General features: G+C 57.5%; 26 protein-coding genes. 22 read left to right on the plus strand and 4 right to left on the minus strand.

Annotated features, from left to right (window positions below; all coding sequences use genetic code 11):
* Window positions 1-12: 12 nt before the first annotated feature.
* Window positions 13-648, minus strand: a complete 636-nt coding sequence (gene bglJ / locus ACWKXN_RS11965; protein ID WP_182383945.1) for a DNA-binding transcriptional activator BglJ — start codon at window positions 646-648, stop codon at window positions 13-15.
* Window positions 645-1,382, minus strand: a complete 738-nt coding sequence (locus ACWKXN_RS11970; RefSeq protein ID WP_454543821.1) for a helix-turn-helix transcriptional regulator — start codon at window positions 1,380-1,382, stop codon at window positions 645-647. The genes bglJ and ACWKXN_RS11970 overlap by 4 nt, the downstream gene beginning before the upstream one ends.
* A 409-nt stretch (window positions 1,383-1,791) precedes the next feature.
* Between ACWKXN_RS11970 and ACWKXN_RS11975 the strand changes: the two genes are divergently transcribed.
* The 10 genes from ACWKXN_RS11975 (at window position 1,792) to ACWKXN_RS12020 (ending at window position 9,817) form a co-directional block, all read left to right on the plus strand.
* Complete coding sequence (locus ACWKXN_RS11975; RefSeq protein ID WP_023310303.1) at window positions 1,792-2,568, plus strand: threonine/serine exporter family protein; 777 nt, start codon at window positions 1,792-1,794, stop codon at window positions 2,566-2,568.
* Window positions 2,559-3,032, plus strand: a complete 474-nt coding sequence (locus tag ACWKXN_RS11980) for a threonine/serine exporter (RefSeq protein WP_023310302.1) — start codon at window positions 2,559-2,561, stop codon at window positions 3,030-3,032. The genes ACWKXN_RS11975 and ACWKXN_RS11980 overlap by 10 nt, the downstream gene beginning before the upstream one ends.
* 67 nt (window positions 3,033-3,099) lie before the next feature.
* Window positions 3,100-3,741, plus strand: a complete 642-nt coding sequence (locus ACWKXN_RS11985; RefSeq protein WP_454543822.1) for a TetR family transcriptional regulator — start codon at window positions 3,100-3,102, stop codon at window positions 3,739-3,741.
* Window positions 3,742-3,782: 41 nt separating this feature from the next.
* Complete coding sequence (locus tag ACWKXN_RS11990) at window positions 3,783-4,235, plus strand: MarR family winged helix-turn-helix transcriptional regulator (RefSeq protein WP_048978978.1); 453 nt, start codon at window positions 3,783-3,785, stop codon at window positions 4,233-4,235.
* Between the two features lie 83 nt (window positions 4,236-4,318).
* Window positions 4,319-4,747, plus strand: coding sequence for an organic hydroperoxide resistance protein (locus tag ACWKXN_RS11995; RefSeq protein ID WP_023310299.1), 429 nt, complete (start codon window positions 4,319-4,321; stop codon window positions 4,745-4,747).
* A gap of 148 nt (window positions 4,748-4,895) precedes the next feature.
* Window positions 4,896-5,441: a primosomal protein DnaT gene (gene dnaT, locus ACWKXN_RS12000; RefSeq protein WP_033144566.1), complete on the plus strand. Its 546-nt coding sequence runs from the start codon at window positions 4,896-4,898 to the stop codon at window positions 5,439-5,441.
* Window positions 5,438-6,175: a DNA replication protein DnaC gene (gene dnaC / locus ACWKXN_RS12005; protein WP_023334409.1), complete on the plus strand. Its 738-nt coding sequence runs from the start codon at window positions 5,438-5,440 to the stop codon at window positions 6,173-6,175. Before dnaT ends, dnaC begins: the two co-directional genes overlap by 4 nt.
* Before the next feature lie 83 nt (window positions 6,176-6,258).
* A complete protein-coding gene (locus tag ACWKXN_RS12010) occupies window positions 6,259-6,741 on the plus strand; it encodes a DUF2501 domain-containing protein (protein WP_072196596.1) in 483 nt (160 codons plus the stop codon).
* A 269-nt stretch (window positions 6,742-7,010) separates the two neighbouring features.
* Window positions 7,011-9,302 carry a phosphatidylglycerol--membrane-oligosaccharide glycerophosphotransferase gene (gene opgB, locus ACWKXN_RS12015; RefSeq protein ID WP_058840576.1) on the plus strand — a complete coding sequence of 764 codons (2,292 nt, stop codon included), beginning with the start codon at window positions 7,011-7,013 and terminating at the stop codon, window positions 9,300-9,302.
* Window positions 9,302-9,817, plus strand: a complete 516-nt coding sequence (locus ACWKXN_RS12020; protein WP_454543823.1) for a GNAT family N-acetyltransferase — start codon at window positions 9,302-9,304, stop codon at window positions 9,815-9,817. Before opgB ends, ACWKXN_RS12020 begins: the two co-directional genes overlap by 1 nt.
* 92 nt (window positions 9,818-9,909) lie before the next feature.
* Here ACWKXN_RS12020 and tsr read toward each other — a convergent pair whose 3' ends face one another.
* Window positions 9,910-11,574: a methyl-accepting chemotaxis protein gene (gene tsr / locus ACWKXN_RS12025; protein WP_454543824.1), complete on the minus strand. Its 1,665-nt coding sequence runs from the start codon at window positions 11,572-11,574 to the stop codon at window positions 9,910-9,912.
* 83 nt (window positions 11,575-11,657) lie between these two features.
* Entirely contained in the window at window positions 11,658-12,098 is a 441-nt protein-coding gene (hpaR, locus tag ACWKXN_RS12030) for a homoprotocatechuate degradation operon regulator HpaR (protein ID WP_023334396.1), read from the minus strand.
* A gap of 271 nt (window positions 12,099-12,369) precedes the next feature.
* On the opposite strand from hpaR, the gene hpaG reads away from it, so the two are divergent.
* The 12 genes from hpaG to ACWKXN_RS12090 all read left to right on the plus strand — a co-directional run bounded on the left by hpaG (window position 12,370) and on the right by ACWKXN_RS12090 (window position 26,065).
* Window positions 12,370-13,647, plus strand: a complete 1,278-nt coding sequence (gene hpaG, locus ACWKXN_RS12035; RefSeq protein ID WP_454543825.1) for a 4-hydroxyphenylacetate degradation bifunctional isomerase/decarboxylase — start codon at window positions 12,370-12,372, stop codon at window positions 13,645-13,647.
* Window positions 13,644-15,110 (plus strand): 5-carboxymethyl-2-hydroxymuconate semialdehyde dehydrogenase, encoded by a 1,467-nt coding sequence (gene hpaE, locus ACWKXN_RS12040; protein WP_047060239.1) that lies wholly within the window; start codon window positions 13,644-13,646, stop codon window positions 15,108-15,110. Before hpaG ends, hpaE begins: the two co-directional genes overlap by 4 nt.
* Window positions 15,111-15,112: 2 nt before the next feature.
* Window positions 15,113-15,964: a 3,4-dihydroxyphenylacetate 2,3-dioxygenase gene (gene hpaD, locus ACWKXN_RS12045; RefSeq protein ID WP_039262285.1), complete on the plus strand. Its 852-nt coding sequence runs from the start codon at window positions 15,113-15,115 to the stop codon at window positions 15,962-15,964.
* Between the two features lie 9 nt (window positions 15,965-15,973).
* On the plus strand, window positions 15,974-16,354 hold the full coding sequence (locus tag ACWKXN_RS12050; RefSeq protein WP_039262283.1) for a 5-carboxymethyl-2-hydroxymuconate Delta-isomerase: 381 nt from the start codon (window positions 15,974-15,976) through the stop codon (window positions 16,352-16,354).
* Between the two features lie 122 nt (window positions 16,355-16,476).
* Complete coding sequence (hpaH, locus tag ACWKXN_RS12055; RefSeq protein ID WP_039262280.1) at window positions 16,477-17,280, plus strand: 2-oxo-hept-4-ene-1,7-dioate hydratase; 804 nt, start codon at window positions 16,477-16,479, stop codon at window positions 17,278-17,280.
* Window positions 17,281-17,290: 10 nt separating this feature from the next.
* Window positions 17,291-18,088 carry a 4-hydroxy-2-oxoheptanedioate aldolase gene (hpaI, locus tag ACWKXN_RS12060; RefSeq protein WP_454543826.1) on the plus strand — a complete coding sequence of 266 codons (798 nt, stop codon included), beginning with the start codon at window positions 17,291-17,293 and terminating at the stop codon, window positions 18,086-18,088.
* 21 nt (window positions 18,089-18,109) lie between these two features.
* The gene (gene hpaX, locus ACWKXN_RS12065; RefSeq protein ID WP_048978976.1) at window positions 18,110-19,462 is read left to right on the plus strand and encodes a 4-hydroxyphenylacetate permease; all 1,353 of its coding nucleotides are present in this window, start codon (window positions 18,110-18,112) and stop codon (window positions 19,460-19,462) included.
* Window positions 19,434-20,354 carry a 4-hydroxyphenylacetate catabolism regulatory protein HpaA gene (gene hpaA, locus ACWKXN_RS12070; protein ID WP_182072975.1) on the plus strand — a complete coding sequence of 307 codons (921 nt, stop codon included), beginning with the start codon at window positions 19,434-19,436 and terminating at the stop codon, window positions 20,352-20,354. The genes hpaX and hpaA overlap by 29 nt, the downstream gene beginning before the upstream one ends.
* 176 nt (window positions 20,355-20,530) lie before the next feature.
* Entirely contained in the window at window positions 20,531-22,093 is a 1,563-nt protein-coding gene (hpaB, locus tag ACWKXN_RS12075; RefSeq protein ID WP_033144556.1) for a 4-hydroxyphenylacetate 3-monooxygenase, oxygenase component, read from the plus strand.
* Window positions 22,094-22,110: 17 nt separating this feature from the next.
* Complete coding sequence (locus ACWKXN_RS12080; protein ID WP_182931490.1) at window positions 22,111-22,623, plus strand: 4-hydroxyphenylacetate 3-monooxygenase reductase subunit; 513 nt, start codon at window positions 22,111-22,113, stop codon at window positions 22,621-22,623.
* 179 nt (window positions 22,624-22,802) lie between these two features.
* Window positions 22,803-23,720, plus strand: coding sequence for a helix-turn-helix transcriptional regulator (locus ACWKXN_RS12085; protein ID WP_039262271.1), 918 nt, complete (start codon window positions 22,803-22,805; stop codon window positions 23,718-23,720).
* 191 nt (window positions 23,721-23,911) lie between these two features.
* Window positions 23,912-26,065, plus strand: a complete 2,154-nt coding sequence (locus ACWKXN_RS12090; RefSeq protein WP_047346241.1) for a carbon starvation CstA family protein — start codon at window positions 23,912-23,914, stop codon at window positions 26,063-26,065.

Below are 26,065 nucleotides of genomic sequence, written 5' to 3' on the forward strand. Positions count from 1 at the left end.
GCAACAGACAGGTTATAAAAAAGTCGGCTTGCTGAGTATCGAACTTCGCGGTTCTCTTGCCGAAAGGTGGGTAATAATATCCGCCGCATCGAGCAGCCCTACGTCAGAGTTCACCCCCAGCTTGACCATCGCATTAAACTTATGCGCCCGGATGGTCTTAATATTGCGTTCAAGCTGTGCCGCGATTTGAGGAATGGAATAGCCGCAAGACATATAACGCAATATTGCCCGTTCCGTTGGGCTTAACATTCTGCTTTGACTCTGGTACCAGTGATTCATCATATTGTCATTGATGCGCAGGGTTTCGCTCAGCAACACCATGAGTTCCTTCTGCAGGTGCTCAAGCTTCAGTGATTTACTGACCACACCGTGAAGGCGTGACGGGGAAAGATGGCTAATCAATCTTGCTTCCATCTCATCAGCGACCAGGATAATGCGCTGGATATGGCCATGCGTAAACGCAAAATCCCGCAGGTGCGCCAGGCAGCTACGACGCTCTTCTCGCGCATCGGAATATGAATAGATCAGCGAGAAAAAATTGATGTGCTGAAGTGCTTTCTTAAAGCTGTCAAATTCGCTAAACAGATGCAGCTGATAATGATTCAGGCCGGGCATCGCAAAAAGATGCTGCAGCCCAACAGCACTCATCGTGCAATTTTCGACGATGGCGATATGTCTTGTTGAATCGGTTTTTTCCATTCCTCGAACTCTCCATAGGCTGACATCAAACTCAGCTCTCGCATTCCCTGTGTACTGTTTATCCAGGCGTACATATCGGCATTACTGCGTAATGACAGCCGTCGCATCGCACTGTTTTTCTGCGCACTGACGGTTTTATTGCTCTTCTTTAGCAATGTGGCGATTTGGTTAATCCCCCATCCTTTACCTAACAGCCGCAATACTTTGCGTTCGGAGTGCGTAAGGGCAATAACATTTTCGTCTTCATCCCCCGTACTTTGAGGTTCAGGGGCTAACAACGTCTGGCTTATCCGCTCTGCGCGTTCGCTACCTGCCCGAATAGCGTTCACCAGGCCTTCAATGGGTTCCATATCAGAAAGCAACGTACTTTCCGGGCGCACAAGTAGCTCAACGGCAATAGGGTTAAGCGGCCGCGAAACTAAAAAGATCCAGTGAATGTTCCGGTATTGATTCAATAAATTGAAATACTCTTCGAGCGCGCCCCGAGGATTCCAGTATTCGCCTGTAATATCGGCAATGATGACGTCAGCGCGGCGTAGCTGGAGCAGTGTTAACTCCTGCAATGAGCTGCAATAGGTCAATTCAAAATCGGGGAAATGGCGAGTCATTACGCCCCCCAACCCGTTTTGCATGACCGGTATCCGGCTAATGATAACGCTATGCTTACCGTGCAAAGACAACATAGACCCTCCGTGTCCATTCTTCATGTGATGAGTAACGTTAAAGTGCATCAACGTATGAGTATTTTCGTCCCTGAGTGTAAAGCAGGTTAATACAAGCAGAAGATGAGATGTTTTCTTACTTTAAGAAATACCTAAACAGCAGTAATATCTCACAAAGCGAAATTAAATTTAATTGCAGTGTCATTAAAATAACTACAATATAAAATTAGAATAACTAAATATATATAATTTATCTTTTAATAATTATAATTCACCAGAATGATGAATTAATCCCAACCCCTTCCGCACTTAGGCGCTGCAACTGTTTGCATAAACCTTGATCTGGCCCACAGCAAGAGGCACTGCACTTTGTGCTAAAAGTAATCGCTATGGGCCAACCGGCAACTTTCCACCTTCTTCAGGACAATACATGCAGGCAGATCGGTCAACGCAGCGTGCTATCACGCGGCTATGTATTCAGTGCGGTCTTTTTCTGCTCCAGCACGGCGCGGAAAGCGCGCTGGTTGAGGAGCTTTCCACCCGGCTGGGACTGGCGCTGGGTATGGATAGCGTTGAAAGCGCTATTTCATCTAATGCCATCGTGCTGACCACGATCAAAGACGGCCAGTGCCTGACCTCCACCCGCAAAAACCATGATCGCGGCATTAATATGCACGTCGTGACCGAAGTGCAGCACATCGTCATCCTTGCTGAACATAAGCTTCTCGATCTTCGGGAGATTGAAAAACGGTTCAGCCAAATTAAGCCATTGCGTTATCCGCGCTGGCTTGTCGTGGTGATGGTAGGGCTGTCTTGCGCCTGCTTTTGTAAGCTCAATAAAGGCGGCTGGGACGGCGCGATCGTCACCTTTTTCGCCAGCAGTATCGCCATGTATGTTCGCCAGCTGCTGACGCACAGGCAGCTGCATCCGCAAATTAACTTCTGCATTACCGCGTTTGTCGCCACCACGGTTTCCGGCCTGCTGCTGCGCCTGCCGCAGTTTGCCACTACCCCGACGATTGCCATGGCCGCCAGCGTGCTTCTGCTGGTTCCGGGCTTTCCGTTGATCAACGCCGTTGCCGACATGTTTAAAGGACACATCAATACCGGTCTGGCACGCTGGGCTATTGCCAGCCTGCTGACGCTGGCGACCTGCATCGGCGTTGTGATGGCCATGACACTCTGGGGGTTACGCGGATGGGCGTGATAGATTTTCTGCTGGCGCTGGCACAGGACATGCTTCTGGCCGCCATTCCTGCCGTCGGCTTTGCGATGGTGTTTAACGTTCCGCAACGCGCTCTGCGATGGTGTGCGCTGCTGGGCGCGATTGGCCATGGCTCGCGAATGGTGATGATGACCGCAGGATTTAACATCGAATGGTCGACATTTATGGCCTCCATGCTGGTTGGCAGTATCGGCATTCAGTGGTCGCGCTGGTATCTGGCGCATCCCAAGGTGTTCACCGTCGCCGCCGTGATCCCAATGTTCCCCGGCATATCTGCCTATACGGCGATGATTTCCGCGGTGAAAATCAGCCACTTTGGCTACACCGAGCCTCAGATGATCCTTCTCCTGAGCAACTTTCTTAAGGCGTCGTCCATCGTCGGCGCGCTCTCTATCGGGCTGTCGATCCCCGGGCTGTGGCTGTACCGCAAACGCCCACGCGTTTGATATTTGTGTTATTTCGCTGCCATGGAGATAATCTTTCTGGTCCGTTTGGTGAAAATAAGGAAAGGATGTGGCTAACCCTGGCAGCGAACACCCCGAGCACAGCGAAGAATCCAGCCTGAAAGAGAAAATTTTTCAGAGCGCCATCGCGCTTTTTGCCGAGTATGGATTGAACGGTGCCCGCATGGAGCAGATCGCGGAGAAAGCGGGCACCACCAAACGCATGGTGGTTTATCATTTTAAGAATAAAGAGAATCTCTATCTCCTGGTTCTGGAACATGTTTACACCCAGATTCGCGCCAGTGAAAAAGCGCTAAGCCTGGCGGGAATGCCCCCCGTCGAAGCGCTGGTCAACTTGGTTGAAGCCACCTTTGACTATCATGCCGACCACCCGGACTACATCCGGATTATCTGCATGGAAAACATGCAGCGCGGCCGCTTTATGCAGCAGTCGAGCTATCTTCGCCAGGTTAACCGTTGTGCGCTCGACCTGCTGGAGGGCATCCTGCTCCGGGGCAAAGAAAAGCAGCTCTTCAGCCAGACGGTTGACGCCCGCGATCTTCACCGCCTGATAAGCAGCTTCAGCTTTCACTACGTTGCCAACAGCTACACCTTCACGCTCCTGTTTGAAGACGGGGCGGACGAACAGGCTCAGCGCCAGCACTACCGCAAAATGGCCGTTCAGGTGGCGCTCCGCTACACCTGCCCATAAAATTGCTTGCAATTAAATCGCACACTATCTATATTCATCTTATGAACGCGAAAACGAACGACGCAACCGCTGCGCTCAAGCTGGATAACCAGCTCTGCTTTGCCCTCTATTCGGCAAATCTGGCGCTTAACAAGCTGTACCGGCAACTGCTGGCACCGCTGAAACTTACTTACCCGCAATATCTGGTAATGCTGGTGCTGTGGGAGCAGGATGACGTCACGGTGTCGGACATCGGCGAACGCCTGTTTCTGGATTCTGCGACACTGACGCCGCTGTTAAAACGGCTGGAAAGTGGTGGGTTAATCAACCGTCACCGTTCGCGTAAAGACGAACGTCAGGTCGCCGTTACCCTGAGCGAAGCGGGACGTGAACTGCAGCAGCAGGCATTGGGTATTCCCCATGCGGTGGGTTGCGCAGCGCAGTGTGATACCGACACTTTGCTGGCGCTCAAACAGCAGCTCGAACTTTTGCGACAACAGCTACACCGCGCGTAAAGCTATACTTTACGCGTGATTATTACCCATATATATCGCACGCTATTTAATAGCACACGTTAAAGCAAGATGAGGAACCTGCCATGTCTTTAGAAAAAGTTGTTTATACCGCCAAAGCAAAAGCAACCGGTGGCCGTGACGGCCGCGCGACCTCTTCCGATGGCGTACTGGACGTAAAACTGGGCGTGCCAAAAGAGATGGGCGGCATGGGCGGAGAAGTGACGAACCCTGAGCAGCTATTTGCTGCGGGCTACTCTGCCTGCTTCCTGGGCGCGATGAAGTTCGTGGCCGCACGCGACAAATTCACCCTGCCAAAAGATGCCTTTATTGAAGGCGAAGTGGGTATTGGACCGCTGCCTACCGGTTTTGGTATCGAGGCAAAACTGAACATCCACGTTGAGGGTATGGATCCCGCGGAAGCCAAAAAGCTGGTCGATGCGGCGCACATTGTTTGCCCGTACTCTAACGCGACCCGCGGCAACATCGACGTGACCCTGAATATCATCGCGTGATAAATACCTGATGGCGCTGTGCTTTTCAGGTCTACGACCGTAGCCCCGGTAAGCGCAGCGCCACCGGGGAAATCCCCTCCTTCCCTTTCCTCTCTCTGTGCTACCATAAGCCCATATCACGCCCGTAGTAATCAGTAGAGTAAGCGTTATGTCCTCCAGAATTCTGACCACCAGCATTGCTGGCATTGATGCCTTTATGCGCGACCCACGCGGTGTGTTGACCCATGCCGAAGGCGGCACGGTTGCGGTTTTTGCCGACAACGCGCCGGCGTTCTACGCAATCACGCCGGAACGCCTGGCACAGCTTCTGGAGATTGAAGCGCAACTGTCACGCCCGGCGAGCGATATCACGCTGGACAACCAGTTCTTTGATGAGCCGGTCAACGCCCCCGTGACCGTTCCGATGGGAAAATTTGCCCTGTACGCGGGCTGGCAGCCGGATGCGGATTTTCAGCGGCAGGCCGCGCTGTGGGGCATTGCGCTAACCCAGCCGGCCACCGCGGAAGAGCTCGCCGCGTTTACCGCCTGGTGGCAGGCGGAAGGGAAAGTCTTCACCCATATTCAATGGCAGCAAAAGCTCGCGCGTCATCTTCAAATTACCCGCGCCGGCAACAACGGCCAGCCCAAACGCGATATCAACGCGTTTTCCGAACCGGATAAACAGATCCCCAGCGGATTCCGAGGTGCGAAATGAAGAACGTCGGCGACCTGATGAAACGTCTGCAAAAAATGATGCCTGCCAACGTGAAGCCCGCGTTCACCACGGGCGAAGAGCTGCTGGCGTGGCAAAAAGAGCAAGGTGAGATCCGCGCCGCCGCGCTCGCCAGGGAAAACCGGGCGATGAAAATGCAGCGCACCTTTAACCGCTCCGGTATCCGTCCCCTGCACCAGAACTGCTCGTTCGATAACTATAAAGTCGAAACCAACGGACAAATGAACGCCCTTGCCGCCGCCCGTCAGTACGTGGATGAATTCGACGGCAATATCGCCAGCTTCATCTTTAGCGGCAAGCCGGGTACCGGAAAAAACCACCTTGCAGCCGCCATCTGCAACGAGCTGCTTCTGCGGGGTAAATCGGTTCTTATCATCACCGTGGCCGATATCATGTCCGCGATGAAAGACACCTTCAGCAACCGCGAAACCAGCGAAGAGCAATTGCTCAACGATCTGAGCAATGTCGATTTACTGGTCATCGACGAGATTGGCGTTCAGACAGAATCCCGCTATGAAAAAGTGATCATCAACCAGATTGTCGATCGCCGCTCCTCGTCCAAACGCCCCACCGGCATGCTGACGAACCACAATATCGACGAGATGACCCGCCTGCTGGGTGAACGCGTCATGGACCGCATGAAGCTGGGTAACAGTCTCTATGTCATCTTCGACTGGGAAAGTTACCGCAGCCGCGTTACCGGCAAAGAGTATTAAGACAGTTCCAGGAATCGCCACCTGGGCACAGGTATATACTGGAACCCCTTCGGCCCAAAACGGACCTTTTTGAGAGAGCCATGATGAAAAAACAGATTCTAATCAGCACCTTTTTAGGCGCGCTGCTGGTGACCGGCGCAGCGCAAGCGGCGTCCTGGCAGGAGTCCCTGTCAAGCGCGGCAAATGAGCTGACCAAAGAGAGCAGCAGCTCTCAGGGTGGACTCTCCGCCTCTTCCCTCACCAGCCTGCTGGGCAACAGCTCTCAGAGCCTTAGCGCGGGCACGATGAACAACGCGGCGGGGATTCTGGAATATTGCGCGAAGCAAAAGCTGGCCTCAGTGACCGACGCGAAAAACGTGAAAAACCAGGTGCTGGGTAAACTGGGTCTGGATACCCAGGAGCAAAAAGCGGACACCAACTATATGGACGGCATTCAGGGCCTGCTTAACGCGCAAAACGGGCAGCAGCTTAACCTGAGCACCCTCGGCAACTCTTCTCTGGCAAAACAGGTGAAAACCAAAGCCTGCGATCTGGTGCTGAAACAAGGCGTTAATTTCATCTCCTGATCCCCCCTTTTTCTGCCACAACACGCCGCGTTTAATGCGATAGTCTTGCAACGCGGCGCTAAACGAACGTTTTTCCTTGCCGCCACCGTCTCAGCGTCCGTTTGTCAGGATGCGACCTTCTTCATAAAAACGATTTTCTAAACCAAATCCTAACAACAGCACACTTTCGTGACACTAAAATTGCAGCTTAACGACATCGCAATTACATTGTATGACCCAAAAAATAAACAGTTAGCCAGCGAAGCACCTGGCGTCATGAGGATATGCTGTTGTCAGAATTCATGTCTCTTATCCTTTTTCTGGCTTCTGTCGGCGTTTACGCCTGGAAAGCCGGCCGTCACACCTGGTGGTTTATCGCCACGCTGGTGGTACTCGGCATTTTTATTATTTTAAACATTACCTTATACGCCAGCGACTACTTTACCGGTGACGGTATTAACGATGCGGTGCTCTACACGCTAACGAACAGCCTGACGGGCGCGGGTGTGGGCAAGTACATTCTTCCGGGGCTCGGCCTTATCGTCGCGCTGGTGACGATTTTTGGCGCGCTGGCCTGGGTGCTGCGTCGACGTCGCCATCTTCCGCACCATCATGGCTACAGCCTGCTGGCGTTATTCCTGGCGCTGGCCTCCGTCGACGCCAGCCCGGCGTTCCATCAGATCACCGAGCTGGTGAAATCCCAGTCGCGCGACGGCGATCCGGATTTCGCGGCTTACTACAAAGAACCGTCCAAAACGATCGCCAGCCCGAAGCTCAACCTGGTCTACATCTACGGTGAAAGCCTGGAACGCACGTACTTTGATAACGATGCCTTCCCGAACCTGACGCCAGACCTGGGCGCGCTGAAAAACGAAGGGCTCGACTTCAGCCACACCATGCAGCTGCCGGGTACGGACTATACGATTGCCGGAATGGTTGCCTCCCAGTGCGGTATCCCGCTGTTCGCGCCTTTTGAAGGTAACGCCTCAGCCTCGATGTCGACGTTCTTCCCCCAGAATATTTGCCTCGGCGATATCCTGAAAAACTCCGGCTACGAAAACTATTTTGTGCAGGGGGCAAACCTGCGCTTTGCCGGAAAAGACGTGTTCCTGAAATCACACGGTTTTGACCACCTGTATGGCTCAGAAGAGTTAAAAACGACGGTTGCCGATCCGAGCTACCGTAACGACTGGGGCTTCTATGACGATACGGTACTCGACGAAACCTGGAAGAAATTCGAGGAGCTTTCCCGCGCGGGCAAGCGTTTCTCCCTCTTTGCGCTGACGGTGGACACCCACCATCCGGACGGGTTCGTCTCGCGCAGCTGCAAACGCAAAAGCTATGACGTGGATGGCAAAAACAACACGTCTTTCAGCGCCGTGACCTGTAGCCAGGAGCACATTGCCGCGCTGGTCGAGAAAATCAAAGCCTCGCCCTGGTTTAAAAACACCGTCATCGTCGTTTCGTCTGACCATCTGGCGATGAAAAACAGCGCCTGGGATCGGCTCAACAAGCAGGATCGCAGCAACCTGTTCTTCGTCCTGCGCGGCGACCAGCCGCAGCAGGAGGTCATCGCCACCAAACGCAACTCCATGGATAACGGCGCAACCGTGCTGGACATTCTGGGCGGCGACAACTTTATTGGCCTGGGCCGTAGCACGCTGTCGGGGCAATCCCTGTCGGAAGTGTTCCTCAACATGAAGGATAAAATCCTCGCCTGGAAGCCAGACATTATCCGCCTGTGGAACTTCCCGAAAGAGATGAAGGACTTCACCGTCGATCGGGATAAAAACACGATTGCCTTCTCGGGCAGCAGCTTCCGTCTGCCGCTGCTGGTACGCGTGTCGGCGGGGCGCGTCGAGCCGCTGCCGGAAAGCGAATATTCCGCTCCGCTGCGCTATCAGCTGGCCGATTTTGCCCCACGCGATAATTTCGTATGGGTCGACAGATGTTACAAGATGGGCCAGCTCTGGTCGCAGCCGCTGGCGCTTTCTACCGACTGGTGCGTCTCTCAGGGTCAGCTCGGCGGAGAGCAAACCGTACAGCACGTGGATAAAGCCCAGTGGAAAGGCAAAACCGCGTTCAACGATACGGTGATTGATACCGCGCGCTATCAGCGTAACGTCGACATGCTGAAAATCAGCGATAACGACATTCGCTACAAAGCGGACAGTTTTATCTTTAACGTGGCCGGCGCGCCCGAGGAAGTGAAGCAGTTTAGCGGCATCTCGCGTCCGGAGTCCTGGGGGCGCTGGTCCAACGCGCAGCTGGGCAACGAGGTGAAAATTGAGTACGCCCATCCCCTGCCGGAACAGTTCGACCTGGTGATCACCGCCAGAGCGTATGGCCCCAACGCTAACAAGCCCGTACCGGTTCGCGTGGGCAGCCAGGAGCAGATGCTGACGCTCGGGAACGACGTGAGCACGCACACGCTGCATTTTGAGAACCCATCCCGCAGCAATACCCTGGTGATCGTGCCGCCGGAACCGCAGTCCACCAATGAAGGGAATATTCTCGGCCATTCACCGCGCGAGCTCGGCATTGGCATGGTCGAAATTAAAATTGTGAGTCGCGCAGGCTAATGGTCGACGTTAACATCACCGTCCGCCCCACGCGTCCCGGCGACGTTGCCTCCCTTCCCGCCATTGAACGCGCGGCGGGCGAGCGCTTTCGTGAAAGCCCGGATCTCGCCTGGCTTGCCGACGGTGAGGTTATTTCCGCTGAGCAGCACCTTGAGTATGCCGAACGTGGGCTAAGCTGGCTGGCGCTGGCGAACGACCAGCCCGTCGGGTTTATCCTTGCCGAGGCCCACCCTTCATCACTGTTTATTGTCGAACTCTCGGTTTATCTGGACTGGCAGGGAAAAGGGATCGGCAGGCAGCTCATCGCCTGCGTGGCAGGCCATGCCCGCACGCTGGGGCTGGCGTCGCTGACGTTGACGACGTTCAGGGACGTACCGTGGAACGCGCCGTTCTATGCAAAGCTGGGGTTTGAATACGTAGCTGAACTCACGCCTGAACTGCGTGAAAAACGTGAAGAAGAAGCAGCGCACGGCTTAGCGTATAACTCCCGCTGTGCCATGCGTCTGCCGCTTTGATATCGCCCGGTGGCGCTGCGCTTTTACCGGGCCTGCAATAACCTTCCGTAGGCCGGGTAAGGCGTAGCCGCCACCCGGCACAACGCACCGGGTTAGAACGTTTCCCAGTTATCGCCTGAATCGGCCGTCGCGGTTTTACGCGCCATCACCGGCGTGGAAACCGCTTTAGCCGCAGCGAATTCGCGCGCTTTCATCTGCTCCTGCTGAATGCGGAATACCGCCACGGCCTGAGTCAGACGGCTCGCCTGCTCTTCCAGTGCGGCCGCCGCTGCGGCAGATTCCTCTACCAGCGAGGCGTTCTGCTGGGTCACGCGATCCATCTCAGCGACCGCCAGACCCACCTGGTCGATACCGCGGCTCTGCTCGTCAGACGCAGAGGCGATTTCACCCATGATGTCCGTTACGCGGGTCACCGCGTTCACGATCTCACCCATGGTTTCACCGGCGCTTTCTACCAGCGTTGAGCCCACTTCCACGCGGCCCACGGAGTCTTCAATCAGGCTCTTGATTTCGCGAGCCGCCTGGGCGCTGCGCTGGGCCAGGTTACGCACTTCACCTGCCACCACCGCAAAACCACGGCCCTGCTCGCCCGCACGCGCCGCTTCTACCGCCGCGTTCAGTGCCAGAATGTTGGTCTGGAAGGCAATGCCGTCGATCACGCTGATAATGTCGGCAATTTTCTGCGAACTACCCGCGATATCGCGCATGGTCTGCACCACGTTATCCACCACTTTGCCGCCTTTCTGCGCGGTTTCAGAAGCGCTCAGCGCAAGGTGGCTCGCCTGACGGGCGTTTTCGGCGTTCTGCTTAACGGTTGCCGTCAGCTGCTCCATGCTGGCAGCGGTCTCTTCCAGGGAAGCGGCCTGCTGTTCAGTACGGGAAGAGAGGTCGTTATTGCCCATCGCAATTTCGCTCGCGCCGCTGTAGATCGCGTTCGCGCCGTTACGCACGTCGCCGACGGTACGCACCAGCTCACTCTGCATATGGCGCAGCGAGTCGGCCAGTTCACCCATCTCGTTGGTGCCCTGAACCTCAATGCGCTTCACCAGGTCGCCGCTGGCGATATGGCGAATGTTGTCGATCAGACGATTCAGCGGAGAGATCAGCGTCTGCTTGATGTTGAGCCAGACGGCCACGATCACCACCAGCACGGCAATCAGGACGCTGAGCAGCACCCAGATAGCCTGGCTGTAGGAGCTGTTGCTGTCTTCGACCGCCGTCTGATACAGCTTGTCGTTCTGCTGCAGGTAACTCACATACTGCTTCTCAAAACCGTCCTGATAGCTCTGGGTCGGCTGGTCGAAGAAGGCGTTGATTTTGCCGGCACCCAGCAGCTGAATCAGCTCCGCCAGCGCACCGTGGTAAATATCATAGTTACGCTTGATCTCCATGGCATCCGCATCGCTTTGACGCGGATCGCGCGGCAGGGCTTCGTAGGCAGCCCAGTTTTTTTCCGCCTGTTTCAGAGACGTAGACGCGATTTGCATCAAATCGTTAACGGTCGCGCCGCTGCCGATATTGCTCTGATCCATCATGTAGCGGATACCCGCACGGTTTAGGGTATTACGGGTTTGCAGCAACGCTACCCAGCTGGCGTTCAGCGTGGATTGTTGCTGGCGAATGGTTTGCAGGACGGTGAAATTCTCTTTGTCATTCTTAAGGGCATTAAAGAAAAGACCACCGGACGTGAGTTGTAAAAGGCCAAATATCGCTAAAACCAGCATTAAGCTGGTGACAATCTTGATACGGTTTAACATGTTTTCTCTTTCCTCAGACAGATACAGAATTTTCGGCCTGGAAAGGGAAAACTTTACGAAAATCATCCTGGAATTTGTGGTTTTTACTCTTCTTCCCGCGCTGCGTTATGCCGGTTTCCGAGTTCAATAAACTCTTCCAGCAGCGCCGTCAGCTGTTTCATCTTCTCCGGCGTGTATTCCGCCTCGATCTGCTGATACGCCTCTTCGACCTGTGCCTGGGCGTGTTCATACAGCGCATTCCCCTCTTTGGTCAGCGACACGTACAGCTTGCGCTGGTCGTTCACCGGCTTTAGGCGCAGCACCAGGCCGTCGCGCTCCATCCGCGTCAGAATGCCGGTCAGGCTCGGGCGCAGGATGCAGGTGCGAAACGCCAGATCGTGAAAATCCATCGACGGATGTTCAGCCAAAACGCGCACAATGCGCCACTGCTGCTCGGTCAGATTATGGCGCTTCACGATCGGGCGGAAGTACGACATCGCCGCTTCCCGCGCCTGCAGCAGCGCGATGGTTAATGAATCATGCATAGCCTCTCCCCTTCACATCATTAACAAGTAAACAATCCCTAAAAGATGCTTTTATAAACAACACGTTTTCCGTCAAAAAGTCTAACAGAAACCCATCAATTTTATTAAGCATATGATTTTATTATCAATAAAACCCAGTATGTAAATTTATTGTTATTCACATCACAAATCTTTCACTTCTGATTGCGAAATAAACAGCAAAAGCATAAAACCAGATCATTAACATATTAATGAAATCACAACCCGGACCACCGGGGTGAGGAGTATATGAATGAAAGGTACCGTTTTTGCCGTCGCCCTCAACCATCAAAGCCAGCGTGAAGCCTGGCGTGAGGCCTTTGAAAAAGCGCCCTACAACACGCCGCCGAAAACAGCGGTGTGGTTTATCAAACCGCATAACACGGTGATTAGCGCGGGCGAGCCGATCCCCTTCCCGCACGGGGAAACGGTATTAAGCGGCGCGACGGTGGCACTGGTCGTGGGCAAAACCGCCAGCAAGGTTCGCGTGGAGGACGCCGCGGAGTACATCGCGGGATATGCGCTCGCCAACGAGGTGAGCCTGCCGGAAGAGAGCTTCTACCGCCCGGCCATCAAGGCCAAATGCCGGGACGGATTTTGCCCGCTCGGCGAACTTGTCGCCGTGGATAACGTGGATAACCTGACCATCATCACCGAGATCAACGGCCGCGAAGCGGACCACTGGAGCACGGCCGATCTTCAGCGCAGCGCCGCCGAACTGCTGAGCGCCCTGAGCGAGTTCGCCACCCTCAATCCCGGCGATGCGATCCTGCTCGGCACCCCGCAAAGCCGCGTGGAGATCCGCCCGGGCGATCGCGTGCGTATTCTGGCGGAAGGTTTTCCGCCGCTGGAAAACCCGGTGGTGGATGAACGCGACGTCGCCATTGCGCACAGCACGCCGCCGCACGCCACGCTGTTTGCCCTCGGTCTGAACTATGCCGACCACGCCAGCGAGCTGGACTTCAAGCCGCCCACCGAGCCGCTGGTATTTATCAAAGCCCCGAACACCTTCAACGGCGACGGCCAGACGTCGGTGCGCCCGAACAATATCGAATACATGCATTACGAAGCGGAGCTGGTGGTGGTCATCGGTAAAACCGCGCGTAAGGTCAGCGAAGCCGAGGCGATGGACTGTGTTGCGGGCTATACGGTCTGCAACGACTACGCCATCCGCGACTACCTGGAAAACTACTACCGACCGAACCTGAGGGTGAAAAGCCGGGACGGGCTGACCCCCATTTCCCCAAACATCGTGCCAAAAGAAGCCATCCCCGATCCGCACAACCTCGCCCTGCGCACCTTCGTCAACGGCGAGCTGCGGCAGGAAGGCACCACCGCCGATCTCATTTTTAGCATCCCGTACCTGATTGCGTACCTGAGCGATTTTATGACCCTGCAGCCGGGCGACATGATTGCCACCGGCACGCCGAAGGGGCTGTCCGACGTGGTGCCGGGCGATGAGGTAGTGGTGGAAGTGGAAGGCGTGGGACGCCTGGTGAACCGGATTGTCAGCGAGGAGACTGCAAAATGAAAAAGATTAACCACTGGATCAACGGTAAAAACGTCGCCGGAAGCGAGTACTTCCACACTACCAACCCGGCCTCCGGCGAGGTATTAGCGGAAGTCGCCGCCGGCGGTGAAGCTGAAGTTCACCAGGCCGTCGCCGCCGCCAAAGAGGCGTTCCCGAAATGGGCCAACCTGCCGATGAAGGAGCGCGCGCGCCTGATGCGTCGTCTGGGTGACCTGATCGACCAGAACGTGCCCGAGATCGCCGCCATGGAAACCGCCGACACCGGCCTGCCGATCCACCAGACCAAAAACGTGCTGATCCCGCGCGCCTCACACAACTTCGAGTTCTTCGCCGAGGTGTGCCAGCAGATGAACGGCAAAACCTACCCGGTCGACGACAAGATGCTCAACTACACCCTGGTGCAGCCGGTGGGCGTCTGCGCGCTGGTGTCGCCGTGGAACGTGCCGTTTATGACCGCCACCTGGAAGGTCGCGCCGTGCCTGGCACTCGGAAACACCGCGGTGCTGAAGATGTCTGAACTCTCCCCGCTGACCGCCGACCGTCTGGGCGAGCTGGCGCTGGAGGCGGGCATTCCGGCGGGCGTGCTCAACGTGGTGCAGGGCTACGGCGCGACGGCAGGCGACGCGCTGGTGCGCCATCACGACGTGCGCGCCGTCTCCTTCACCGGCGGCACCGCCACCGGGCGCAACATCATGAAAAACGCCGGGCTGAAGAAATACTCCATGGAGCTGGGCGGCAAATCCCCGGTGCTAATTTTTGAAGATGCCGACATCGAGCGCGCGCTGGACGCCGCCCTGTTCACCATCTTCTCCATCAACGGCGAGCGCTGCACCGCGGGCTCGCGCATCTTCATCCAGCAGAGCATCTACCCGGAATTCGTGAAGCGCTTTGCCGAGCGCGCCAACCGCCTGCGCGTGGGCGACCCGACCGATCCGAACACCCAGATCGGCGCACTCATCAGCAAGCAGCACTGGGAGAAAGTCTCCGGCTACATCCGCCTCGGCATTGAAGAGGGTGCAACCCTGCTGGCGGGCGGCCCGGACAAACCAACCGATCTGCCTGCGCACCTGAAGGGCGGCAACTTTCTGCGACCAACCGTGCTGGCGGACGTCGACAACCGCATGCGCGTGGCGCAGGAAGAAATCTTCGGGCCGGTGGCCTGCCTGCTGCCGTTTAAGGACGAAGCGGAAGGCCTGCGCCTGGCGAACGACGTGGAGTACGGCCTGGCGTCGTACATCTGGACCCAGGACGTCAGCAAGGTACTGCGCCTGGCGCGGAATATCGAAGCGGGCATGGTGTTCGTGAACACCCAGAACGTGCGCGACCTTCGCCAGCCGTTTGGCGGCGTGAAGGCCTCCGGCACCGGCCGCGAGGGCGGCGAGTACAGCTTCGAGGTGTTCGCGGAGATGAAGAACGTCTGCATCTCCATGGGCGACCATCCGATTCCAAAGTGGGGGATCTGACCATGGGTAAATTAGCGTTAGCGGCAAAAATCACCCACGTTCCGTCGATGTACCTCTCCGAGCTGCCGGGGAAAAACCACGGCTGCCGCCAGTCGGCCATCGACGGGCATAAAGAAATCAGCAAGCGCTGCCGGGAGCTGGGCGTGGACACCATCATCGTGTTCGACACCCACTGGCTGGTGAACAGCGCGTACCACATCAACTGTGCGGACCATTTTGCGGGCGTCTACACCAGCAACGAGCTGCCGCACTTTATCCGCGACATGACCTACGACTACGACGGCAACCCGGCGCTCGGCCAGCTGATTGCCGACGAGGCGGTGAAGCTCGGCGTGCGCGCCAAAGCGCACAACATCCCGAGCCTAAAGCTGGAGTACGGCACGCTGGTGCCGATGCGCTACATGAACGCGGATAAACACTTCAAAGTGGTCTCCATCTCGGCGTTCTGCACGGTTCACGACTTCGCCGACAGCCGCAGGCTGGGCGAGGCCATCGTCAGCGCCATCGAAAAATACGACGGCACCGTGGCGGTGCTCGCCAGCGGCTCGCTGTCGCACCGCTTTATCGACGACCAGCGCGCGGAGGAAGGGATGAACAGCTACACCCGCGAGTTCGACCGCCAGATGGACGAGCGCGTGGTGAAGCTGTGGCGCGAGGGGCAGTTCAAAGAGTTTTGCAGCATGCTGCCGGAGTACGCCGACTACTGCTACGGCGAGGGCAACATGCACGACACGGTGATGCTGCTGGGGATGCTCGGCTGGGACAAATACGACGGCAAGGTGGAGTTCCTCACCGAGCTGTTCGCCAGCTCCGGCACCGGCCAGGTTAACGCCGTTTTCCCGCTGCCCGCGTAAGGAGCCACCATGCCGCACTTTATTGCTGAATGTACCGACAACATCCGCGAGCAGGCCGACCTGCCGGGGCTGTTTGCCAAAGTGAATGAGGCGCTGGCCGCCACGGGCATCTTCCCCATCGGCGGCATCCGCAGCCGCGCCCACTGGCTGGACACCTGGCAGATGGCCGACGGCAGGCACGATTACGCCTTTGTGCATATGACGCTGAAGATTGGCTCCGGGCGCAGCCTGGAGAGCCGGGAAGCCGTGGGGGAGATGCTGTTTGCGCTGATCAAAACGCACTTCTCGGCGCTAATGGCGAACCGCTATCTGGCGCTGTCATTCGAGCTCGAGGAGCTGCACCCGACGCTCAATTACAAACAAAACAACGTGCACGCGTTGTTTAAGTAATACCGTCCCCTCTCCCTTTGGGAGAGGGTTAGGGTGAGGGGAAATCTCTGCGGCCTGATGCCCTCACCCCGTCCCTCTCCCACGGGGAGAGGGAGAAAACAAACGTAAAACAGGATATCGCCATGCTCGACAAACATACCCATACCCTGATCGCCCATCGTCTGCATCAGGCGGAACAGTCCCGGGAGCAGATCCGCCAGATCTCTCTCGACTACCCGACGATCACCATCGACGACGCCTACGCCGTCCAGCGCGAATGGGTCAGCCTGAAGATTGCCGAAGGCCGCGTGCTGAAGGGCCACAAGATCGGCCTGACCTCCAAAGCGATGCAGGCCAGCTCGCAGATTAGCGAACCGGACTACGGCGCGCTGCTGGACGACATGTTCTTCCACGACGGCAGCGACATCCCGGTCGATCGCTTCATCGTCCCGCGCATCGAAGTGGAGCTGGCATTCGTGCTGGCAAAACCGCTGCGCGGCCCGAACTGCACCATCTTCGACGTCTACAACGCCACGGACTACGTGATCCCCGCGCTGGAGCTGATCGACGCCCGCTGCCACAACGTTGACCCGGAAACCCAGCGCCCGCGCAAGGTGTTCGACACCATCTCCGATAACGCCGCCAACGCGGGGGTGATCCTCGGCGGCCGCCCGATTAAGCCCGACGAGCTGGATCTGCGCTGGATCTCCGCCCTGCTCTACCGCAACGGCGTGATCGAAGAGACCGGCGTCGCCGCAGGCGTGCTTAACCACCCGGCGAACGGCGTGGCGTGGCTGGCGAACAAGCTGGCACCGTACGACGTGCAGCTTGAGCCCGGCCAGATTATTCTCGGCGGCTCGTTTACCCGCCCGGTGCCCGCCAGCAGAGGCGACACCTTCCACGTCGACTACGGCAACATGGGCTCCATCAGCTGCCGCTTTGTGTAAGGAGACAACCATGCAAAACGCATTCAAAGCGGCGCTGAAGGCGGGCCGCCCGCAAATCGGTTTATGGCTGGGGCTCACCAGCAGCTACAGCGCCGAGCTGCTGGCCGGGGCAGGCTTCGACTGGCTGCTGATCGACGGCGAGCACGCGCCGAACAGCGTGCAAACCGTCTTAACCCAATTACAGGCCATCGCGCCCTATCCCAGCCAGCCGGTGGTGCGCCCGTCGTGGAACGACCCGGTGCAGATCAAACAGCTGCTGGACGTGGGCGCGCAAACCCTGCTGGTGCCGATGGTGCAAAACGCCGACGAAGCGCGGCTGGCGGTACGTGCCACCCGCTACCCGCCCGCGGGCATTCGCGGGGTCGGAAGCGCCCTGGCGCGCGCCTCGCGCTGGAACCGCATCCCGGATTACCAGCAGCAGGCCAACGACGCCATGTGCGTGCTGGTGCAGATTGAAACCCGCGAGGCGCTAAAAAATCTGCCGCAGATCCTCGACGTTGAAGGCGTCGACGGCGTGTTTATCGGCCCGGCGGATCTGAGCGCCGACATGGGCTTTGCCGGCAATCCGCAGCACCCGGAGGTGCAGGCCGCCATCGAGCAGGCTATCGCGCAGATCCTCAGCGCGGGCAAAGCCCCCGGCATCCTGATGGCGAACGAGCCGCTGGCGAAACGCTACCTCGAGCTTGGCGCGCTGTTTGTCGCCGTCGGCGTCGACACCACCCTGCTCGCCCGCGGCGCCGAAGCGCTGGCGGCACGCTTTATCGAACAACCGGTTACGTCAGTTAATAACAATAAATCCGTCTACTAAACGTAAGATCTGGAGCGCACCATGACGACCTCTACCCTGCAAACCCATGATAATAAAGCTGTTGAACATCGCGCCATTAACAAGCTGTTCCGACGCCTGATCGTCTTTCTCTTTATCCTGTTTGTCTTTTCGTTTCTCGATCGTATCAACATCGGCTTTGCCGGGCTGACGATGGGCAAAGATCTGGGCCTCACATCGACCATGTTTGGCCTGGCCGCGACGCTGTTTTACGTCACCTACGTGCTGTGCGGGATCCCGAGCAACATCATGCTGGCGAAGATCGGCGCGCGGCGCTGGATCGCCGGGATCATGGTGGTGTGGGGCATCGCCTCCACCTGCACCATGTTTGCCACCAGCCCTGAAACGCTCTACGTCCTGCGCATGCTGGTAGGCATTGCCGAAGCGGGCTTCCTGCCGGGGATTTTGGTCTACCTCACCTGGTGGTTCCCGGCCTATCACCGCGCCCGCGCCAACGCGCTGTTTATGATCGCCATGCCGGTGACCATGATGCTCGGCTCGATCCTCTCCGGCTACATTCTGGCGATGGACGGGCTGTGGAACCTGAAGGGCTGGCAGTGGCTGTTCCTGCTGGAGGGGCTGCCGTCGGTGGTGCTCGGCGTGGTGACCTGGTTTTATCTCAACGACACGCCGGATCAAGCTACCTGGCTCGACGACGACGAAAAGCAGGCGCTGAAAACGATGATCGCCCGCGAGCAGGAGGTCGCCATTGCCCAGTCCGTCACGCCGCGATCGACGCTGCGCGAAGTGCTGACCCCGGCGGTGCTGCTCTACACGCTGGCCTACTTCTGCCTGACCAACACGCTCAGCGCCATCAACATCTGGACGCCGCAGATCCTGCAAAGCTTCAACACGGGGAGCAGCAATATCGTCATCGGCCTGCTGGCGGCGATCCCGCAGTTTTGCACCATTCTCGGGATGATCTGGTGGAGCCGACGCTCCGACAGGCTGAAAGAGCGAAAAAAGCACACCATCCTGCCGTACCTGTTCGCCGCGGCGGGATGGATGCTGGCCTCGGCCACCGATCACAGCCTGATCCAGCTGCTTGGCATCATTATGGCCTCAACCGGATCCTTTACCGCCATGGCGATATTCTGGACCACGCCGGATCGGGTGATTAGCCTGCAGTCCCGCGCGGTGGCGCTGGCGGTGATCAACGCCATCGGCAACGTCGGATCCGCCGTCAGCCCGCTGCTGATCGGCATTCTGCGCGACGCGACCGGCAGCTTCAGCTCCGGGCTGTGGTTTGTGGCCGGGCTGCTGGTGGTCGGCGCGCTGGTGCTGACGCGCATTCCGATGACGCAGCGGGATCAACAAAGGAACGAGCATGTGCCAGAGCCCTATCGCCAACATTGATATCAGCAAGGAGTACGACGAAAGTCTGGGCACCGACGATGTGCACTACCAGTCGTTCGCGCGCATGGCGGCCTTTTTTGGCCGCGACATGCAGGCGCACCGTCACGACCAGTATTTTCAGATGCACTTTCTCGATACCGGGCAGATTGAGCTCCAGCTCGACGATCACCGCTACTCGGTGCAGGCCCCGCTGTTCGTCCTCACGCCGCCGTCGGTGCCGCACGCGTTTATCACCGAATCCGACAGCGACGGACACGTGCTGACGGTGCGCGAGGATCTGATCTGGCCGCTGCTGGAGGTGCTCTATCCCGGCACGCGGGAAGCGTTTGGCCTGCCGGGGATCTGCCTCTCGCTGGCCGACAGGCCGGACGAGCTGGCGGCGCTGAAGCACTACTGGCAGCTTATCGCCCGGGAATCCACGGAACAGCTGCCGGGTCGCGAACATACTCTGGTCCTGCTGGCGCAGGCGGTGTTTACCCTGCTGCTGCGCAACGCGAAGCTCGACGACCACGCTTCGGGCGGCATGCGCGGCGAGCTGAAGCTGTTCCAGCGCTTTACCCAGCTGATTGACGTTCATTACCACCAGCACTGGACGGTGCCGGAATACGCCAGCGAGCTGCACCTGACCGAATCCCGCCTGACCGATATCTGCCGCCGCTTCGCCAACCGCCCGCCGAAGCGGCTGATCTTCGACCGCCAGCTGCGGGAAGCCAGGCGGCTGCTGCTCTTCTCCGACAGCGCGGTCAGCGACATTGCCTGGCAGCTGGGGTTTAAGGACCCGGCCTATTTTGCCCGGTTTTTTAATCGCTTAGTGGGATGCTCGCCGAGCGCGTATCGGGCGCAGAAAGTACCTGTGTCGCCTGTTCCCCTCTCCCAAAGGGAGAGGGAGTAACCGTCCCCTCTCCCTTTGGGAGAGGGAAGGGTGAGGGAAATCACACTCTGCGATCTCTCGCGAAAAGTACCCGCCGTTGTCCCAATCGTCCCTTCACGTTCCGCCCCTCTCAGGCTTCAATTAAACAACAAAAACAAAACATAAATTTAACAACCTTATTCCGATACGAGGTCCCTATGAAGCCTGAAGATTTCCGCGCTGATGCCAAACGTCCGTTAACCGGCGAAGAGTATTTAAAAAGCCTGCAGGACGGCCGTGAGATTTATATCTACGGCGAGCGCGTCAAAGACGTCACCACCCATCCGGCGTTTCGCAACGCGGCGGCCTCCATCGCACAGATGTACGACGCGCTGCACAAGCCGGAGATGCAGGACACGCTCTGCTGGGGCACCGACACCGGCAGCGGCGGCTATACCCACAAGTTCTTCCGCGTGGCGAAAAGCGCCGACGACCTGCGCCAGCAGCGTGACGCCATCGCCGAGTGGTCGCGCCTGAGCTACGGCTGGATGGGCCGCACGCCGGACTACAAAGCCGCGTTCGGCTGCGCGCTCGGCGCCAACCCGGCCTTCTACGGCCAGTTCGAACAGAACGCCCGCAACTGGTACACCCGCATTCAGGAAACCGGCCTGTACTTCAACCACGCCATCGTTAACCCGCCGATCGACCGCCACAAGCCGGCGGACGAGGTGAAAGACGTCTACATCAAGCTGGAGAAAGAGACCGACGCCGGGATTATCGTCAGCGGCGCGAAGGTGGTGGCAACCAACTCGGCGCTGACCCACTACAACATGATCGGCTTCGGCTCCGCGCAGGTGATGGGCGAAAACCCGGACTTCGCGCTGATGTTCGTCGCGCCGATGGATGCCGAAGGCGTGAAGCTGATCTCCCGCGCCTCTTACGAGATGGTGGCAGGCGCAACCGGATCCCCGTACGACTACCCGCTCTCAAGCCGCTTCGACGAGAACGACGCGATCCTAGTGATGGATCATGTGCTGATCCCGTGGGAAAACGTGCTGATCTACCGCGATTTCGACCGCTGCCGTCGCTGGACGATGGAAGGCGGCTTTGCGCGGATGTACCCGCTGCAGGCCTGCGTTCGCCTGGCGGTGAAGCTCGACTTCATCACCGCCCTGCTGAAGAAATCCCTGGAGTGCACCGGCACCCTGGAGTTCCGCGGCGTGCAGGCGGATCTCGGCGAAGTGGTGGCCTGGCGCAACATGTTCTGGGCGCTGAGTGACTCCATGTGCTCCGAAGCCACCCCGTGGGTCAACGGCGCGTATCTGCCGGATCACGCCGCGCTACAAACCTACCGCGTGATGGCGCCGATGGCCTACGCGAAGATCAAGAACATCATCGAGCGTAACGTGACGTCCGGGCTGATCTACCTGCCGTCCAGCGCCCGGGATCTGAACAACCCGCAGATCGACCAGTATCTGGCGAAGTACGTGCGCGGCTCCAACGGCATGGATCACGTCGAGCGCATCAAGATTTTGAAGCTGATGTGGGACGCCATCGGCAGCGAGTTTGGCGGCCGTCACGAGCTGTACGAAATCAACTACTCCGGCAGCCAGGATGAGATCCGCCTGCAGTGTCTGCGCCAGGCGCAGAGCTCCGGCAACATGGACAAAATGATGGCGATGGTCGACCGCTGCATGTCCGAATACGACCAGCACGGCTGGACGGTGCCGCACCTGCACAACAACAGCGATATCAACATGCTCGACAAGCTGCTGAAATAGCGCAGCGGGAGGTTGCAATGCATTCAGATGAACAACGCCTGCGTTTTCGCGACGCAATGAGCAGCCTGTCGGCGGCGGTTAATGTGATCACCACCGAGGGCGAGGCGGGCCGCTGCGGCATTACCGCCACCGCCGTCTGTTCGGTCACGGACACCCCGCCGTCGGTTATGGTGTGCATCAACACCAACAGCGCCATGAACCCGGTATTTCAGGGCAACGGCAGGCTGTGCGTTAACGTGCTGAACCACGAACAGGAGATCATGGCTCGCCATTTCGCCGGGATGACCGGTATGACGATGGAGGAGCGCTTTGCCCTCTCCTGCTGGCAGAAAGGACCGCTGGCGCAGCCGGTGCTCAAGGGCGCGCTCGCCAGCCTTGAGGGCGAGATTAGCCAGGTGCAAACCATCGGCACGCATCTTGTCTATCTTGTTGAAGTTAAGAACATTATTCTGAGTGACGCGGGACACGGTCTGATCTACTTCAAGCGCCGTTTCCATCCGGTCATGCTGGAGGCGGAAGCCGCCGTGTGATCCCCCCTCGCGCTGGCCTTTTTTTCCGGCCAGCGCCGCTTTCTACAAAAACTCCTAAGGTTTCCGCTAAATCACGCCGTTATATACCCATAAGAGAAATTTTCTGTGACTGAATACTGACACCTTTTGTCAGTGCATCCGCATCATTCAGCGCATACCTAAATATACAGGATGACCTTATGGCTAAAACGACGCGGAGCCGCTCGGCTGAACGTCTGGTCGATATTCTGGTTGAGCTACATTTAAACGGTGTGGTAAACCGCAGTGCGCTAATGGAAAAATTTAAAATTACCGAGCGTACCGTCTACCGGGATTTAAATGCCCTCTCTCCCATTGTTGAGCATACCGGTAACGGGCTATATCGGCTGATCCATTCTGCACAATCGCCCGGCGGACAAGGCTTACATCACACCCTCGCTAACTTCCTGAATGCTGACAGCTTTTTCCCTGAAAGAAATATGGAATTCTGGCAAAAGCTTGAAACGCGCGTTGACGAAAACCATATTCTTATTCTTGGCAATGAGGCAGAACACACGGTAGAACGTGATATTCGCCGTCATTTAACGAAAATCGAGAAATCGATTAAAAACCATAATGTTTGTCAGATCGTTTATAAGGGAAAAACCCGTCTGATTAATCCCTATAAACTCATTAACAAAAAAAATATATGGTATTTACAAGCCACCGAAAATAGCCGCCTGAAATCCTTCTCATTGAGCCAGATTAGCTGGTTTGATATTCAGAAAACGACCTTTACGCCCGAAGAAAATGTCCTTGAGCTGCTGGAGAAAAGCCTCGATCCCTGGGTGTCTGAAAATACTTTCGCGGTGAAAATATTTATCAAAGATAATATTTCACATTACTTCCTGCGCCGCGATCTTCTGCCGGAACAGGAGCTGCTGGAGGAGCAGCAGGGCGGCGTCACGCTGCGCTGCCAGGCGGCGCACGAAAACCAGATCCTGCCGCTGCTGTTCTACTGGCTGCCCCACATTCAGATTCTGGAGCCGAACTGGCTGAAGGAAAAACTGATTAGAACGCTGGAGAACTATCTGGCGGTGGAGCGTAACCCGAATAATCAAGTGATCTCAATCACATAATTTCGCCCCCTGGCGGCGAGCCGGAACCGCTCGTCGCCCCCTTTGACCGCTCACCCGGCACTTTCAACCACTCATTCATTTACCGTCCTTTACACGCGCGAGGATCTGGCACGATCGCTCCAGCATTAATCAATACCTCCTCACAACGAACCCTGACCCTTTTTTCTTTACATAAAAAACCAGGTCTTACTATGGATACTAAAAAACTACTGAAGCACGTGCCCTGGGCCTTACTCGGGATCCTCGGCGCTTTTTGTCTGGCGGTTGTCGCATTACGCCGGGGCGAACACGTAAGCGCCCTGTGGATCGTGGTTGCGTCCGTTTCCGTCTATCTTGTTGCTTATCGCTACTACAGCTTGTACATCGCGCAGAAGGTCATGAAGCTAGACCCGACGCGCGCCACCCCGGCGGTCATTAACAATGACGGCCTGAACTACGTGCCAACCAACCGCTACGTGCTGTTTGGTCACCACTTTGCCGCTATCGCGGGCGCAGGCCCGTTGGTGGGCCCGGTGCTGGCCGCGCAGATGGGTTACCTGCCGGGTACCCTGTGGCTGCTCGCCGGCGTGGTGCTGGCGGGTGCGGTGCAGGACTTTATGGTGCTGTTTATCTCTTCTCGCCGTAACGGCGCCTCTCTGGGTGAGATGGTCAAAGAAGAGATGGGCCGCGTGCCGGGGACGATCGCTCTGTTCGGCTGCTTCCTGATTATGATCATCATCCTCGCGGTGCTGGCCCTGATCGTGGTGAAAGCGCTGGCCGAAAGTCCGTGGGGCGTCTTCACCGTCTGCTCAACCGTGCCAATTGCGCTGTTCATGGGGATCTACATGCGCTTCCTGAGACCGGGACGCGTAGGTGAAGTGTCGGTGATTGGTATCGTGCTGCTGGTAGCCTCCATCTACTTCGGCGGCGTGATTGCGCACGACCCTTACTGGGGCCCGGCGCTGACCTTCAAGGACACTACCATTACCTTCGCGCTGATTGGCTATGCGTTTATCTCCGCGCTGCTGCCGGTCTGGCTGATTCTGGCCCCGCGTGACTACCTGGCCACCTTCCTGAAAATCGGCGTTATCGTTGGTCTGGCGATCGGTATCCTGGTGATTAACCCGGACCTGAAAATGCCTGCGGTCACGCAGTACATCGACGGTACCGGCCCGCTGTGGAAAGGCGCCCTGTTCCCGTTCCTGTTCATCACCATCGCCTGCGGTGCGGTCTCCGGCTTCCACGCCCTGATTGCGTCCGGCACCACGCCTAAGCTGCTGGCGAACGAGAAAGACGCGCGTCTGATCGGCTACGGCGCGATGCTGATGGAGTCCTTCGTGGCGATCATGGCGCTGGTTGCCGCGTCTATCATCGAACCGGGTCTCTACTTCGCGATGAACACCCCGCCTGCGGGCCTCGGCATCACCATGCCAAACCTGCACGAGATGGGCGGTGACAACGCGGCGCTGATTATGGCGCAGCTGAAGGACGCGAGCGCACACGCGGCGGCGACCGTCAGCTCCTGGGGCTTCGTGATTTCGCCTGAGCAGATCATGCAAACCGCGAAGGACATCGGCGAACCGTCCGTACTGAACCGCGCCGGTGGCGCGCCGACGCTGGCCGTCGGTATCGCACACGTGTTCCACAAGGTGCTGCCGTGGGCGGACATGGGCTTCTGGTACCACTTCGGTATTCTGTTCGAAGCGCTGTTCATCCTGACCGCGCTGGACGCCGGTACCCGTGCGGGCCGCTTCATGCTGCAGGACCTGCTCGGTAACTTCGTGCCGTTCCTGAAGAAAACCGACTCTCTGGTGGCGGGTATTCTGGGTACTGCGGGCTGCGTCGGCCTGTGGGGCTACCTGCTGTATCAGGGCGTTGTCGACCCGCTCGGCGGCGTGAAGAGCCTGTGGCCGCTGTTCGGTATCTCTAACCAGATGCTCGCAGCCGTTGCTCTGGTGCTGGGTACCGTGGTCCTCGTGAAGATGAAGCGCACCAAATACATCTGGGTAACCGTTGTTCCTGCGCTATGGCTGCTGCTCTGCACCACCTGGGCGCTTGGCCTGAAGCTGTTCAGCGCCAACCCGCAGCTGGAAGGCTTCTTCTTCATGGCTAACCAGTACAAAGAGAAGATTGCCGCAGGCGGCGCGGACCTGACCGCACAGCAGATTGCCAACATGAACCATATCGTGGTGAACAACTACACCAACGCGGGTCTGAGCATTCTGTTCCTGGTGGTGGTGTACAGCATCATCTTCTACGGCATCAAAACCTGGCTGAAAGTGCGCAACGCCGACGGCCGTACGGATAAAGAAACCCCGTACGTGCCGGTGCCGGAAGGCGGCGTGAAGACCTCTTCACACCATTAA

This window comes from Enterobacter sp. UPMP2060 (assembly GCF_053709655.1).

What these genes read in the sequence shown, in the direction of transcription:
- hpaG (WP_454543825.1), top strand. Translation starts at nt 12,370, where the DNA reads ATGAAAGGTACCGTTTTTGCCGTCGCCCTCAACCATCAAAGCCAGCGT.
- hpaD (WP_039262285.1), top strand. Translation starts at nt 15,113, where the DNA reads ATGGGTAAATTAGCGTTAGCGGCAAAAATCACCCACGTTCCGTCGATG.
- tsr (WP_454543824.1), bottom strand. Translation starts at nt 11,574, where the DNA reads ATGTTAAACCGTATCAAGATTGTCACCAGCTTAATGCTGGTTTTAGCG.
- ACWKXN_RS11975 (WP_023310303.1), top strand. Translation starts at nt 1,792, where the DNA reads ATGCAGGCAGATCGGTCAACGCAGCGTGCTATCACGCGGCTATGTATT.
- hpaI (WP_454543826.1), top strand. Translation starts at nt 17,291, where the DNA reads ATGCAAAACGCATTCAAAGCGGCGCTGAAGGCGGGCCGCCCGCAAATC.
- ACWKXN_RS12080 (WP_182931490.1), top strand. Translation starts at nt 22,111, where the DNA reads ATGCATTCAGATGAACAACGCCTGCGTTTTCGCGACGCAATGAGCAGC.
- hpaE (WP_047060239.1), top strand. Translation starts at nt 13,644, where the DNA reads ATGAAAAAGATTAACCACTGGATCAACGGTAAAAACGTCGCCGGAAGC.
- hpaR (WP_023334396.1), bottom strand. Translation starts at nt 12,098, where the DNA reads ATGCATGATTCATTAACCATCGCGCTGCTGCAGGCGCGGGAAGCGGCG.
- ACWKXN_RS11995 (WP_023310299.1), top strand. Translation starts at nt 4,319, where the DNA reads ATGTCTTTAGAAAAAGTTGTTTATACCGCCAAAGCAAAAGCAACCGGT.
- ACWKXN_RS12020 (WP_454543823.1), top strand. Translation starts at nt 9,302, where the DNA reads ATGGTCGACGTTAACATCACCGTCCGCCCCACGCGTCCCGGCGACGTT.
- ACWKXN_RS11970 (WP_454543821.1), bottom strand. Translation starts at nt 1,382, where the DNA reads ATGTTGTCTTTGCACGGTAAGCATAGCGTTATCATTAGCCGGATACCG.
- bglJ (WP_182383945.1), bottom strand. Translation starts at nt 648, where the DNA reads ATGAGTGCTGTTGGGCTGCAGCATCTTTTTGCGATGCCCGGCCTGAAT.
- dnaT (WP_033144566.1), top strand. Translation starts at nt 4,896, where the DNA reads ATGTCCTCCAGAATTCTGACCACCAGCATTGCTGGCATTGATGCCTTT.
- ACWKXN_RS11990 (WP_048978978.1), top strand. Translation starts at nt 3,783, where the DNA reads ATGAACGCGAAAACGAACGACGCAACCGCTGCGCTCAAGCTGGATAAC.
- ACWKXN_RS12010 (WP_072196596.1), top strand. Translation starts at nt 6,259, where the DNA reads ATGAAAAAACAGATTCTAATCAGCACCTTTTTAGGCGCGCTGCTGGTG.
- ACWKXN_RS11980 (WP_023310302.1), top strand. Translation starts at nt 2,559, where the DNA reads ATGGGCGTGATAGATTTTCTGCTGGCGCTGGCACAGGACATGCTTCTG.
- hpaB (WP_033144556.1), top strand. Translation starts at nt 20,531, where the DNA reads ATGAAGCCTGAAGATTTCCGCGCTGATGCCAAACGTCCGTTAACCGGC.
- dnaC (WP_023334409.1), top strand. Translation starts at nt 5,438, where the DNA reads ATGAAGAACGTCGGCGACCTGATGAAACGTCTGCAAAAAATGATGCCT.
- ACWKXN_RS12085 (WP_039262271.1), top strand. Translation starts at nt 22,803, where the DNA reads ATGGCTAAAACGACGCGGAGCCGCTCGGCTGAACGTCTGGTCGATATT.
- hpaH (WP_039262280.1), top strand. Translation starts at nt 16,477, where the DNA reads ATGCTCGACAAACATACCCATACCCTGATCGCCCATCGTCTGCATCAG.
- hpaX (WP_048978976.1), top strand. Translation starts at nt 18,110, where the DNA reads ATGACGACCTCTACCCTGCAAACCCATGATAATAAAGCTGTTGAACAT.
- ACWKXN_RS12050 (WP_039262283.1), top strand. Translation starts at nt 15,974, where the DNA reads ATGCCGCACTTTATTGCTGAATGTACCGACAACATCCGCGAGCAGGCC.
- hpaA (WP_182072975.1), top strand. Translation starts at nt 19,434, where the DNA reads ATGTGCCAGAGCCCTATCGCCAACATTGATATCAGCAAGGAGTACGAC.
- ACWKXN_RS12090 (WP_047346241.1), top strand. Translation starts at nt 23,912, where the DNA reads ATGGATACTAAAAAACTACTGAAGCACGTGCCCTGGGCCTTACTCGGG.